The 14350-nt window shown below is 32.7% G+C and carries 10 protein-coding genes; all 10 read right to left on the bottom strand.

What is annotated here, in order from left to right:
• Positions 1–54: 54 nt before the first annotated feature.
• The 10 genes from KQI85_RS06735 to KQI85_RS06690 all read right to left on the bottom strand — a co-directional run bounded on the left by KQI85_RS06735 (position 55) and on the right by KQI85_RS06690 (position 14025).
• Complete coding sequence (locus KQI85_RS06735) at positions 55–2385, bottom strand: alpha-galactosidase (protein WP_216575321.1); 2331 nt, start codon at positions 2383–2385, stop codon at positions 55–57.
• A gap of 70 nt (positions 2386–2455) precedes the next feature.
• Complete coding sequence (locus KQI85_RS06730) at positions 2456–3829, bottom strand: glycoside-pentoside-hexuronide (GPH):cation symporter (protein ID WP_216575320.1); 1374 nt, start codon at positions 3827–3829, stop codon at positions 2456–2458.
• 19 nt (positions 3830–3848) lie between these two features.
• Entirely contained in the window at positions 3849–6239 is a 2391-nt protein-coding gene (locus KQI85_RS06725) for a glycoside hydrolase family 2 TIM barrel-domain containing protein (protein ID WP_216575319.1), read from the bottom strand.
• A gap of 4 nt (positions 6240–6243) precedes the next feature.
• The gene (locus KQI85_RS06720) at positions 6244–6810 is read right to left on the bottom strand and encodes a TetR/AcrR family transcriptional regulator (protein ID WP_216575318.1); all 567 of its coding nucleotides are present in this window, start codon (positions 6808–6810) and stop codon (positions 6244–6246) included.
• A 368-nt stretch (positions 6811–7178) separates the two neighbouring features.
• Positions 7179–9227: an amylo-alpha-1,6-glucosidase gene (locus KQI85_RS06715; protein WP_216575317.1), complete on the bottom strand. Its 2049-nt coding sequence runs from the start codon at positions 9225–9227 to the stop codon at positions 7179–7181.
• A gap of 89 nt (positions 9228–9316) precedes the next feature.
• Positions 9317–11170 (bottom strand): HD-GYP domain-containing protein, encoded by a 1854-nt coding sequence (locus KQI85_RS06710; RefSeq protein WP_216575316.1) that lies wholly within the window; start codon positions 11168–11170, stop codon positions 9317–9319.
• 81 nt (positions 11171–11251) lie between these two features.
• Complete coding sequence (locus tag KQI85_RS06705; RefSeq protein ID WP_216575315.1) at positions 11252–11686, bottom strand: DUF3021 family protein; 435 nt, start codon at positions 11684–11686, stop codon at positions 11252–11254.
• Positions 11687–11741: 55 nt separating this feature from the next.
• On the bottom strand, positions 11742–12185 hold the full coding sequence (locus KQI85_RS06700) for a LytTR family DNA-binding domain-containing protein (protein WP_216575314.1): 444 nt from the start codon (positions 12183–12185) through the stop codon (positions 11742–11744).
• 15 nt (positions 12186–12200) lie between these two features.
• The gene (locus KQI85_RS06695) at positions 12201–13115 is read right to left on the bottom strand and encodes an ABC transporter permease (RefSeq protein WP_216575313.1); all 915 of its coding nucleotides are present in this window, start codon (positions 13113–13115) and stop codon (positions 12201–12203) included.
• Positions 13108–14025, bottom strand: coding sequence for an ABC transporter ATP-binding protein (locus KQI85_RS06690; protein ID WP_216575312.1), 918 nt, complete (start codon positions 14023–14025; stop codon positions 13108–13110). Before KQI85_RS06690 ends, KQI85_RS06695 begins: the two co-directional genes overlap by 8 nt.
• Positions 14026–14350: the final 325 nt, after the last annotated feature.

Below are 14350 nucleotides of genomic sequence, written 5' to 3'. Positions count from 1 at the left end.
TGCTTACTAGCTTTTTCATCAATTCTTGCTTAAATATAACAGCACTTAATATACCTATGCCTCAAATATATACATTCTTGATGCATAATCTTTGAATATTCTTGTCTTATCGTTGAATCCTGTTCCTGCATAACCTTGTGACAATTTCATTCCGGCATTATTAAGAAGACTTCCTTTTGCAATAAATTCATCATTCTCACAGTTAAAATTAACAAATCGTGCTGCAACATCTATTAACAACGAATCTTCTTTTAAATGTATTGGCGAAACTGTATTAACAAGACTTCCAAAATCTCTTATGTCAACTGGCACTTTACAATTCTTAACTCTATATGTTAATTCATCTTTAAGTCCTCTGGTTCTGAACTTAAGATATGCTTTATTAGGATTAGTCATTGTATTAATACACATCCCTATTGCTGTCTTTTTATCCTTTGATACAGTTATCCACTTAATTGCGCCATCACTCTCATCAAGTCTGTAATAATCTCCATATTGAAGTGTCTGTCTATATCTCTTATATGTATCTATCTGAACTTTAACTGCTTCTGTCTCTTCCTTGCCCATCTCTGCAATATTAAGTTCATAGCCAAGAATTCCTGCTGCTGCAACGTTATATCTTGTCTCAAGCGGAGTTCTTCTTAATGTCTGGTGATTAGGACTTGATGAGACATGTGCTGATACAACAGACATAGGATATCCATAACTAATTCCATTCTGTATCGTTGTTCTGCATATAGGATCTGTATTATCACTTGCCCATACCTGTGGCATATAACACATCATGCCAAGATCAAACCTGTTACCACCCGATGCACAACTTTCAAAGAGAATATCAGGGAACTCTTTTGTAAGAATATCTAATATATAATATAATCCAAGAATATATCTGTGCATAAATTCGCCCTGACTTCTTCCTGCAAGACTCTCAGAATATATATCAGAGAATACTCTGTTCATATCCCATTTTACATATTCAATATTGCCCTGTGAGAATACATATCTCATCTCATTAATGATATAATCTCTTACTTCCTGTCTTGTAAGATCTAACATCATCTGATTACGGCCTTCTGAATGTTGCCTTAGAGGAATCTTAACTGCATATTCAGGATGTCTTCTATACAATTCGCTGTCCTCATTAATCATCTCCGGTTCTACCCATATACCAAATTTCATTCCAAGTTCATTAATCTTCTCCGAAAGTCCCTTTAATCCTTGTGGAAGTTTCTTAAGATTCTCCTTCCAATCGCCAAGTGAACAATTATCTGAATCTCTCTTTCCGAACCATCCATCATCAAGAACGAATAATTCAATACCTACATTCTTAGACGCTTTGGCAAGTTTTAAAAGTTTTGCCTCATTGAATTTGAAGTAAGCTGTCTCCCAACTGTTAATAAGAACCGGTCTTTCTTCTCTCTTATACTTACCTCTTACAATATGCTCTCTTACAAACTTATGCATATTATGACTTAATCGCATATATCCTTGTTCCGAATAAGTCATTACCGATTCTGGTGCATCAAAGCTCTGTTCCGGTTCTATTATATACTCGAATAAAAACGGATTAATTCCACTTACAAATCTTGTCTTGCCATAAGCATTAACTTCCGCACATGAATAATGATTACCACTATATATAAGATTGAATCCATAACATTCCCCTGCATAATCACTTGTATTTGCGTCTGCCATCATTACAAATGGATTATTTCTATTACTTGAAAATCCACATTTTGATTCATTTACAAACTTTCCACTATACAAAGGTGTATCTGTTCTGTTCATCTCTCTTGCCCATGCTCCTGTAAAGTTAGTAATAATATATCCATTATCATCAAAATCTATCTGATTACTCATAAGTTTTTTAAGCTTTATATTGTCTTTACTATTATTAACTACTGTTGCCTGTTTTACTATACAATCAGCCTGCTCAAATGCCGAATATGTAAGTACTAATTCTACATCATGATTCTTCTCTTTAAGTGTAATTACAAGACTCTCTGTTTCTCCATTCTCATCGTATGAAGATGGGAGTCCTCTAATTGCTGTTTTTTTCATAATCTCTGCTTTTTCAAAGCAAAAATCAGATGTATATGTTCCATCTGCATATTCTATTACTATAAAAGGTTCTCTTATATCACCTTTACCCGTTGTTCCAATCTCAAGATTAGCATTCTCCATACATAATCCAGAATAATCTTTACTATATGACACAGCATTACCTTCTGGAAATTCTCTCTTCTCTCTAAGTGGAAGAGCATCGCATACTTCTATCCTACCTCCATAAAACAGATGTTCAAGATGTCCTGTCTCCATAACTTCTAATGCATATGATGTTGTATCTGTACTAATAACATATAATTTTTCTTTATTGAATATCATGTTTATTACCTCCATAACAGCAGAAGGGCCAAAATTATTTTGACCCCTCTATCCTGCATTATATATTTTATTATCTCTGTTCTTTTAGTTCTTCAACTGTCTGCTCTTTTAACTGTTCTTTGATCTCTTCAACTCTCTGTTCAGTAAGTTTATATTTTGCTCTAAAATACAACATTGTTACAAGAATTCCTGCTAAAGGTATTATAAGCATTATACATCTTAATCCAAATAGCGTTGCTGTTGACTGAACTGTGGCATCTTTATCAAATCCTATAATATCAATTCCAACACCTGCGATAAGTCCTGAAATTGCTGATGCTAACTTGACAACAAAAGTCTGTAATGAGAATACAACACTCTCATCTCTTCTTCCATTCTTATATTCACCATAATCTACAGTATCTGATAAGAATATTGTTGTAAGTACTGTAACAAGCCCAAATCCAAAGAATATAAATGCTGCTGCTATTAAAAGTGCTACAATATGTGTTATACCAATACAACTTAATAAGAACATACACATATATCCAAAGAATGATGATGCTACTGCACCTGTAAATATCTGTATTCTACTAAATTTTTTTCTTAATACAGTGAATGTACTCATCGCTATAAGCTGTATGGCACCACCGACTGCAGCAAATATACTATAATAGTTCTCATGTCCAATATCAAATTTGAAAAAATATAATGCAAGCTGCTGTGTAAGATACAATGATGCATTGAATACTATAATTGCAACAACAACTATAAGTGCCTGATCATTTCTTACAAGCGCACTTACCATATCTTTTACACTATTTGTCTTGTTAGATACTTTAGCAACTTCTTTTACATTAAGCACTGTTATGATTATAGCTATAACGAATATAATAGCTATTAAAAGTGCAAATCTTCCATATCCTGCTCTCTCATTGCCTTTACCAAGGATAGGAACGATTATTGTTGTGAGAACTGTTGGTATTGCTGAACCAAATCCAGCAAACATTCTCGCTATTACTGATACATCTTCTCTATCTTTGGCATTATCAGTTATTGCAGGTATCATTGACCAATAAGGTATATCCATAATTGTATATGTTACACCCCATAGTACATACGCAAGTGACGCATATATAAGAAGCCCTTTACCATGTAATGATTCAGGAACATTAAACATAGCATATAGTACAAATGCATTAAGTATTGTACCTGTTAAAATCCATGGTCTGAATTTACCCATCTTAGTATTAGTCTTCTCGACGATAATTCCCATAATCGGATCGTTAAAAGCATCAAATATTCTCGCCGCCATGAATACAACACCAATAAATGTAGCACTTATCCCAAGCACTGTGTTGTAATAGTAAAGTAAAAACGCCGATACAATCATATAGACCATGTCTTTACCAATTGCACCAATACCAAAACTAAATTTGGTCTTCTTAGTTAATTTGTTGTCCATCCCATTTTTTCCTCCATTGTTATCTGACTACAAAATCTATAGTCTTTGTAATACCAGATGGAGTTGTAAGTGTGAGCTTTGCATCTCCCTTCTCACCTATAGTCTTTACATATGTACCAAATGCTCCTCCTACCATATTAATTACATCAGGTCCTATTATCTCAATTGGTCCCTGAACTTCAAGTTTTACCGGCTGCATATAGAATGGAAGATGATTACCATTCTCATCTATTGCAACAATTCTCACTGATGCAACATCATATGTGTTATCCTCACATAATACATTAGTATCAACTGTACAGATAAGATCCGCTCTGGTACCCGGTTTTTTCACAACAGACTTAACTACCTCTCCGTTTTTGACTGCCTCAAATCTATATGTAGTAACATTAGCACCCCAGTTACCTATATATTTATAATAGAGATTTAGGCCATATTCAAAAGTAAGGTGCTCTGTCATCATCAATTTAAGCATCTTAGTCTTTATCTTAAAAGGTAAGTCATTCTGTCCATATTTTGCTATCGCAAATAAAACTTCTTTTATTGCTTCAGCATTCTTATCACTCATATTCTCATGCTTAGCCATAAGTTCACCAACAAAATCATTAACGATTACAGGTGGATGTGGCATTGCACCAAAAGTCTCTTTATCTGGTGTGAATTCTTTTACGAATTCATCGTTCTTATATACTCTTACAGAATCAGCATTAGTATATATGAACACATCTCCTATATAGCCTGCAGGATGCTCACCGATATCCATTGATGAAGATACAAAGAGAATATTATCTGTATCTCCCTGACTTGCATATACTTCGGCTGCAGGTTTCTTATTACGGAACATATCAAGTACACCATGATAGCATATTCTGTCTCCACTACCAAAATCTTTATGAGTATTATAATCAAACATACACCATCCAAAACCACCTGCTATATCTTCATTATGATATAATGCATTAAGTACTGTTGCATGTCTCTTACAATGCTCTGTCTTATGTTCTTCACAATCAAACATCTTAGTTGGGAACATATGACCATTATATTCCGTAACAAGATATGCCTTATCTAAATCAGATGTTACTGTTTTTTTATCATCAAGTCCTCTATTTGTACCATTATGTACAAAATCGTTATATGTATACACATCCTCAAGAAGGCTGCTCTTTTGTAAAAATCTTACACCTCCTGTACTCCTTGTTGGATCCATTGTATGTGCAATACGATTTGTTTCCCTATATAATTCATCATCATCCTGTGACTCATTAACTCTAACGCCCCAAATGATAATTGACGGATGATTTCTATAGTATTTTACCATATCTATAGTATTTTGAACAACCTGTTTTTTCCATTCTTTATCACCAAGGTACTGCCAGCCCGGAATCTCTGTGAATACTAAAAGTCCAAGTTCATCACAACGATCTATAAAATAGTGTGACTGAGGATAATGTGATGTTCTTACAGCATTAACACTCAATTCATATTTTAATATATCTGCATCATTAACCTGTGCTCTTTTCGGCATCGCATAACCTACATAAGCATAAGACTGATGTCTATTTAATCCTCTTAATTTTACTTTTCTGTCATTAAGATAAAAACCATCTGACTTAAATTCACATTTTCTAAAACCAAATCTTACTATCTTACTATCAATTAATTCTCCTTCCATACAAAGTTCTGTCTTGAACTCATATAGGTTAGGAGTATCTATATCCCATAATTCAGCCTTGTCATACTCGCATTCTATTCTGCTTATTCCTATTATATCCACATTGCCAACTGTAAGTTGTTCAAACTCTTCTTCTGACTGTGGATTCCATCTTCTAATGTATGTCTTGACTGTTATAATCTCTTTTAATTCTTCATCAAATGAAAGTTCTGCTTCAATCTTCTTACCTGACGTCTTAACAAATACATCATCAATATAATGTCTGTTCTTAACTTCAATACTAACATCTCTATATATACCACCGTATGTCATATAATCAATTACATTACCAAAAGGTGGAACATTACTGTCTTCTCTTGTATTAACAACAACCGCTATAAGGTTCTTCTCTCCAAAATTAAGATATTCGCTTATCTCAGCTTTAAATTCTGTATATCCACATCTATGTTCTGCACACAACTGGCCATTTACATATACCTGTGATATATGTGCAATAGCTTCAAATCTTAAGAATACTCTCTTGTTCTGCCAGTCTTTTGGTGCATCTATCCATCTTCTATAGGCTGCTATCGTCTGATAGCAGCTTTCATCAAAACAATTATATGGCGTCACTTTTACTGTATGTGGGATTCGGACATCCTCCATCTTACTCTCATCGTAATCATCTTCTGTCATTCCCTCTTCATAAGTGAAAGCGAACTTCCAGTCATTATTAATATAAAAAAGTGACTCCATTACACTATTCCCCCTTAACTACAATTCCATCCATAACTACGTTGATAAGGATCTCAAGTGCCTCACCATACTCAACCTGATGTTCTGAAAGTTCTTCTGTACTAATAAAATTCTCCATTGCACCACTTATAATTGATTTAATTACATATAAGTTAACATTTTTTACTTTTCCTTCTGCGATTGCCTGATTGAAAAGTTCAAATACAGGTTCCCAGCCACCTTCAATCTTTGATGCTATCTCATAATATATGTCAGGGTATTTTCCTTTTAAAGTTGATAATTTTCTAAAATCAATAGCCTGATATTTATCAGGAAGTACGATAATAATTCTTCTTAACTTATCTACTACATCAAGTGTATCATCTTCTAAAATCTTTCTCTCTGCAGCTTTTATATCTCCAAATCCACAACTAACAGTTTCTCTTAAAAGTGTCTCCTTGTTGGCAAATACTGAATATAAAGTTTTTTTACTCATAGAAAGTCTCTTTGCAAGACTGTCCATTGTAAATTTAATTCCTTTCTCGTTAAATTCTTCTATTGTTGCTCCTATTATTCTCTCTTTTACGTCCATAATTACTCCTTTACATTTGTGGAAACTTGAAAACTTTAATTCGTTTTTCGGTTTTTCTTAATTCTATCACACTTCAAAAAAATAAACAAGAGCTAAAAACAAGTTTTTTCGTGCTTTTTTTGCACTAAATCCTGTTTTTAGCCCTGCTTTTATCCAACCATTCTAGGTCTTTTATCCTATGTATTTTGCTTCCTAGTGTACTTTATTCACTCATCATAGTACTATTTTACTAATATCAGTTTCCTTGTCTATATCAATATTATATACATTACTAACCACTCATAGCTCTGTTAATACCATATAAAAACTTTATAACATATATTAGTATATCAATTCAACTAAATACCTGTACATTCTAATTGAATATTCTACATATATGGAAGTACATCTTCATAGTAACATCTTATCAATTCACCAACACTCCATGCCTGTGAATAACAGCCACGTCCTGTTGATGGAAAGTCTCCATCAAATATCTCACTGACACCATTTATACATCCATCATTAAGATGAAGGCCGAATATCTGGCACATATCATAAGCCTCCATAACCGCCCAGTCTGCGTGATCATTAACTTTAGTATATGCTGTTATAAATGGTCCAAATAGATATGCCCATACTGTACCCATGTGATAAGCCATATCTCTGTCAAAAAGTTTTCCGATATATTCTTTTTTGTATCCCTTCTCATTACGTCCAAGACTTCTAAGTCCATATGGTGTATAAAGTTCTTCATATACTTTATCAACAACCTTATGTGCTTTCTCGCCATCAAGGAGTTCAAAAGGAAGTGATACTGCAAATATCTGATTAGGTCTTATTGAATCATCTGCAACGCCATATTCATCAATAACATCATTAAGGCAGCTTTTTTTCTCATTCCAGAAAACTTTTGTATAATTCTCTTTTACTCTCATTGCAAGATGTTCATAGTGTTCATGTCCTTCGATATCTTCGAATCGCTCTGACAGCCATTCCATTATCTTAAGGGCATTATACCACAGTGCATTAATCTCAACAGCTTTACCGTGCCTTGGTGTTACAACTATCTCACCAACTCTTACATCCATCCATGTAAGCTGATCAAGATCACTTCCACCCATAATCATATAATCATCATCCATGTGAATGCCATATTCTGTTCCGTTCTCATATGCTCTTATTATATTCTTAAGTACTGAATATATCTTATCTTTTACAAATTCAAAACTTTCAAATGTATCTGTATATTTAAGATACTTATATACTGCATAAAAATACCACATCGAACCATCTATTGTATTATACATTGGTTCTTCTGACTGCGTATTTGGAAATACATTAGGTATAAGTCCATTTTTCTCATATTTTGAAAATGATTCAAGTATCTGTGCGCAATCATTATATCTTCCAGTACAAAGTGTAAGTCCTGTAAGTGCAATCATTGTATCTCTTCCCCAGTCCGCAAACCATGGGAAACCTGCAAGTATTGTCTTTAGTCCGGTTGACTTTCTGTCAACTATAAAATTATCAGCTGCTGCACTTAATTTTCTCACAAATGTATCTGAATTGTCAACTGATGCCATAAGATGATTTATCCTGTTAATATACTCATCTCGTTCTGTAAATCCATCTAATTCTTCATCCCATGATATTCCATCTGCTACCTTGCAGCTTATATACAATTTCACATTCTCATGTGGTTCTACAGTTCTTACAATATCTATCGGTGTAAACTGATTGTCAACTCCAAGAAAACCATTACGTCCATCAATTCTATAATATTCATTAGCATCAATAGTAAAGTCCGGTTCTGCCATTGATGTCTTATAAGTATTGCGTTCTACTATTCTTCCTGATGATACATATACATTAGTTGTGATATCCTTATATATATCAGATGTAAGGCTTATACTATGGTCATCATGGATCTCATATCCAAGTTTGACTTCATTAGCAAGTGCCGGTTTGTCAAATGGTCGTATTGTAAATAATGGTGTTATTGTAAGTTCACTTTTTGCATTACCACCCTTTATGTCATAACATACAACTGCTTTATTTCTTCCATATACTAATGATACTGTCTTCTTAACAGTTACATCATGAACTTTGTATGTGTATGTTGGAACACCATTATATTCAAAAGATACCATATATCTTTGTCCTTCTTTTATATATCCCGGATATTCCTGTGACGTAAAATCAAATTCTCTTCCGTTAATACGCAGACATTCGTGTGTTGAAGAGAATACTGTATATCTGTCTATAGGTGGATTAAGTGAAGCTATAAGATATCCACTGAATATTCTCTGATTCGCCCCTATTATAGACTGATTCGCAAATCCACCTATTCCATTAGTCATAAGCCATTCTCGCTCTATGCCCTCGTCAAATGTTCTAAAATCCCCTCGCCCATACTTATATAATAGTTCTCTCATATCTCTCTCCTTTATTACTTTGTATTGATTATATACCTGCTTAGTTTATCTAATCAGCTTAGCATATTATCCATTTTGTAAAGCATATACTAAGAAAATCTTTTGTATATCTGATAATATATATCTTCTCTTTCTCTCAATGTTATTCTCTTAAGTACTTCAAACAACTCTCTATTCTCTTCGATAAGCTCAACAATATCGGGGTTATATCTTGTTCCTTTGCCATCTTTGAGTTCACAAAGAACAACTTTAAGACTCTTTGAAGCATTATAACTTCTTCCTATACTATCAGTCGCTGAGTCTATTGTATCAGCAATTGTAATTAAATCAACATATATTTTTTTATCCGACCTGGTATTATCTGCATCCTCTGGATAACCACCTTTTCCATTATAGTATTTATGATGATAATAACATATATCTCTGTATTTTGACATTAATGGTACTTTATCAAGAAGCATTGCTCCATCTACAGGATGTCTCTTTATTATCTCAAATTCTGCTTCTGTAATCTTTCTGAAGTAATTATTAACTTTCTCAAAGCACAGACTTTTACCTATATCATGTAGAACTGCTGCATCATTTATATAATTCATTATATTCTTATGTTCTTTTAGCACACTTTCTACAGTAGTATAATTATTATCCACTAATATCTCCGGTCTTAATTCAAATATTTTCTCTGCCAGTGCCATCGCTATCTTTCTTACCATAACTGCATGTATCGCAGATTCAGCATCCGACATAACCGCTATATCTATAATGCAATGTTTGGCAAAATCATTTTCCGAAGTTGTCCTAAGGATACTATCAAGTACTTTCCAGACTTTTTGATTCACATAATAATTCTGTGTCTTTATCTCATGATTGGCATATACATCGCACAGATCATTAAGTATATCAAATTTTACTTCCTGTCTTCCCTGCCATGTCATATCCGAACAGTCGCAGAATCTTACAACTAACGGTGCAACGTTGATTACTAATGATTTTACCATTCCAGGCTCTGACAATGCTTTTTTTCTCTTTTTTATATAAAATGTATATATCTCATTAAAAAATTCATGTTTTCCATACAATCCTATAAGATATTTAAGATAAGTATAGTCTGCCACAAGTTTTATTGATATATTATCCGGATTAACTTCTGTCTCATAATCAAAGAGTTCTGTTGCTTTTTCGAATGCTCTGTTGATATACTGTCTATTCTTGTCAATATCATCTTCATTATCAAAAAAAAGATCATTAGCAACTGATACAAATACTCTCTTTGCTCTTATAAGCATTCTGTCAAAATCAAATTCTTCACCACATTCAATAACTTCTTTTTTGGAAAAAAATTCTTCTGCTTCATCAAGTGCCAAAAGAGCTTCTTTATTATCATCGCCTTTTCTTATGCTAAGTGCTGAACAGTATACTCTGTTTACGAATGAATATACTATTATCTCTTTTATATCATAATCTGATTTTTCAAACTCATCCTTATGAATTGTAACTTTGGTAAAATATTCATAGGCTGTATAATAGTTAGATATATCTCCACATTTCTGCTCAAAAAATGCCTTATAATAACACGCTTTCATATATGAATGAAGATTATCTCTTTTTTTATAGTAATCTATAATCTTGTCAAGAATACCTATTGTAATATTAATATTCTGAACATCAGCTCTTGAAAGCAGATCCATATATTTTAGTATTGCATCACCAAGTTCATCTGTGAATTCTTCTTCTCCATCTATGAATGGCTTCATGATACTATATATCAGATTTTCGTTTTCAAGATATATCTTTCTTCTCTCAATGGAATTCTCTCTTAGTCTAATCTTCCATTCTTCTTCCGGTATGCTAAAATCACGCATATCTGCCTGAATCTTATTCTCCCGTTCTATGTTATCCATATATTTTTCATAAAACTGCTTTACATCTGACGATTTTACCATATAAAACGCCTCCAACGTACACCATTATCATTAACCGTATAAATTATCTAAATTCTATCAATCAGTATCATTCTAATACTTTTATTCTGCATTAAAATTATCATTATGATATTCTTCTAGTTTCTTATTCATTTTATCGGCTTCTATTGCAGATTTTTTCCATGATATTGCAGATATTATTACAAATACTATTGTTATGGTTGTTAAAATATATGTAATACTTCTCGCTGAGTTAATAGCATACCAATTATACTCATAGCCACTTAACATAACTATCAATACAATTATTAAATAATGCACTATACTTAGGGTTATCGCTTTTCTTCTGCTCACAACAACATCCGGATATATAACTATACTTAGCGCACATAATAACGAAGTTACAAGAATCTGCCAAAGCATATCTGACTCTATCACATCGACTTTATATATAATATTTGTAAATACTGTAACTGCAATAAGCTCTCCTGTTGTAATCTCAGTAAATTTTTTCATTATATAGCAAAATTTTTTCATTATTGCCTCCTTAGTCTTATAACCATGTCTCATTCACCATATATCAGTATTAGTATCAATTTTTTATTCCAAGCTTACTCTTAAGGTCTGCTACATACTGTCGTGAGATAATAAGTTTTTCGCTATTTTTCATATATGCCTCGTATCTGCCCCCTAATGACGGTGCGAAATTTTTTACATGTACAAGATTAATTATAGTCGACTTCGTTGCCCTGAAAAAATCTGTATTTGCAAATTTTTCCTCCAACTCATAAAGCCTATACTTCGTCTCATATACTTCTTTTTCCATATATGCAAAAACTTTATTATCAACTGCTTCAAAATAATATATATCTTTTGGACTAATGCGAAAAAACTTATCTTCCTTATATACAGTTATCTTATCTCTGCCATTTTTAATTGCATAAATCATCTTTAATAACTGTTCATCCACAGAATGACACTTTATAATTATCTCTTCTTCCTCACTACTCTCACAATCCTGTATTGTGATCTTCACGCTGTTCACACCTTTCTATCTGTCTTTTAACTTTCTTTTTTTAGTAATAGTCACCGCTATCAAAATAGCTGCTACTGAATACACAAGAATCAGAATAATCTGTTGCCTCTCATTCCATATTTCCTCATTAATTATAACATCTATTGACATCTTATCACAATATGCCTGCATAACCTCATCAGGAACATTCTTAAAGGTTTTGACAATAATATCTGCTGTTGCTGTTTTTCTAAGAATTGCTGCACTATGTAAAAAAGGTGTAACTTTTACTATTGCTTGTATTGTATGTGAAAACTGTGATATTGGTATGTATATCCCACTTGCAAATCCAACAAGTGTGCCAGTAATTGTAAGCACTCCACTCCAACCACTGTTACTGTGCACACATAATGCCATAACATAACCAATAGCTGAAAATGTGAATGCACTTACAGTAACTTCCATTATAATCTTTAGTAAAATTTTAACTGTAAGTAGTTCATATCCCTGCATTACAAAATATATCTCCCCAATCACAAGCGTAAATACACTCATTCCTGCTGATATAATCCATGCTGACATTATATATCCAAGTGCCAGATACAGTCTTTTTACCGGTGTTATATAAAATGCCATTATCTTTCCTGCTGTTTCATCATTAATCATTGTACCTATAACTGTAAAAGCTACTGTAACAGTATTAATAGATAGCATACTTGCAAGCGTCCACATCTGTATAAGATATGACACATTCATTCTGTCTGTTTCTGTTATTACCATACTAGAATAATCTTCCAAAATATATATGACATTTTCACTATTCATTTTACCTAAGAATACTACCATAAGTCCTAACGCAATAAGTGTTGACATTACTGAGAAAAAAACTGCACTCCTGTCTCTTAAATATACAAGACAATTTCTTTTTGTGAGATAAAATATTTTATTCATAATCGTTTACCACCTTTCCTGTTATATTAAGAAATGCATCATCAAGTGTTCCATTCATCATCTCAAAACCTTCGATGCTATCTTTCATAACATATAGCAGTTCTATTGCATCTGTACTTTTATTAATATCTATCTCATATATATTATCTTTTCGCTTATACTTATATTCTCCATTTTTCTTTACAAGATAATCTTCAAATTCTTTATTTCTTTCCATTCTTGTAATAATTCTAAGAACATCTGTTGTATATTTTTCTTTTAGTTCAAAAGGAGTTCCCTGCGCTTTTATTCTACCTGCATCAATTATTACTATTCTGTCTGCCTCATTAGCTTCTTCCATATAATGTGTTGTCAGAAATACTGTTACTTTATTCTCCTTTCTAAGACGGTTAATATTATTCCATACTATTTTTCTAGTAGCCGGATCAAGCCCTGTTGTTGGTTCATCAAGAAAAAGTATTTTTGGTGAATTAACAAGTGCTGCTGCTATCTCACATCTTCTCTTTTGTCCACCAGACAAATCCTTGTATCTTCTATTCCATACCTCCGTAAGTTCCATAATTTCACACACTTTATCAACCTTTTCTTCCATATCATAAAGTGCACTTCTCACACATATATTCTCTTTAACTGTAAGTCTGCCGTCAAGACAGTTATTCTGCCAGACAACGCCTATCTCTTTTCTAATCTCTGCATCATCTTTGCCAACTTTATATCCACATATTTCGATATCACCCGAAGTCGGTTTAAACAGCGTACACATCATATTAATGACAGTTGACTTTCCAGCTCCATTAACACCAAGAAAACCAAAAAGCTCGCCTGATTTTACATTAAAGCTTACATCATTAACAGCTCTTACTCCTTTAAAATATTTTTTTAAATGCTGAACTTTTATTATATCTTCCATATATTCTTCCTCCACTTTATTAATATTTGTCTAACACCAATATTCTCTTAATAACAATGTTCTTTCAATCTTTGATATTTGTCTTATATGTTTCCAATATCTATCTTATATTCAGCATAATAAAAGTTATTCACTATATCAAATTAATCAGGGTAAGTTGCATTCTGAACTATGTAAGTTGCATATATAATAAAAACAGTACATATTTTAGCAGTTGCACATATAAAAAATATTGCACATATTAACAAAGGTTCACATTATCCAATAGTCATCACAGATACTAAGCATATAAATATAAACTTAAATCTGCAACAAAAATAGTCTA

The organism is Falcatimonas sp. MSJ-15, assembly GCF_018918265.1.
Classification (GTDB): Bacteria; Bacillota; Clostridia; order Lachnospirales; family Lachnospiraceae; genus Falcatimonas.
This window is presented reverse-complemented; position numbering and strand designations above follow the sequence as displayed.

What these genes read in the sequence shown, in the direction of transcription:
- KQI85_RS06705 (WP_216575315.1), bottom strand. Translation starts at nt 11,686, where the DNA reads ATGAAAAAATTTTGCTATATAATGAAAAAATTTACTGAGATTACAACA.
- KQI85_RS06690 (WP_216575312.1), bottom strand. Translation starts at nt 14,025, where the DNA reads ATGGAAGATATAATAAAAGTTCAGCATTTAAAAAAATATTTTAAAGGA.
- KQI85_RS06720 (WP_216575318.1), bottom strand. Translation starts at nt 6,810, where the DNA reads ATGGACGTAAAAGAGAGAATAATAGGAGCAACAATAGAAGAATTTAAC.
- KQI85_RS06715 (WP_216575317.1), bottom strand. Translation starts at nt 9,227, where the DNA reads ATGAGAGAACTATTATATAAGTATGGGCGAGGGGATTTTAGAACATTT.
- KQI85_RS06695 (WP_216575313.1), bottom strand. Translation starts at nt 13,115, where the DNA reads ATGAATAAAATATTTTATCTCACAAAAAGAAATTGTCTTGTATATTTA.
- KQI85_RS06725 (WP_216575319.1), bottom strand. Translation starts at nt 6,239, where the DNA reads ATGGAGTCACTTTTTTATATTAATAATGACTGGAAGTTCGCTTTCACT.
- KQI85_RS06710 (WP_216575316.1), bottom strand. Translation starts at nt 11,170, where the DNA reads ATGGTAAAATCGTCAGATGTAAAGCAGTTTTATGAAAAATATATGGAT.
- KQI85_RS06730 (WP_216575320.1), bottom strand. Translation starts at nt 3,829, where the DNA reads ATGGACAACAAATTAACTAAGAAGACCAAATTTAGTTTTGGTATTGGT.
- KQI85_RS06735 (WP_216575321.1), bottom strand. Translation starts at nt 2,385, where the DNA reads ATGATATTCAATAAAGAAAAATTATATGTTATTAGTACAGATACAACA.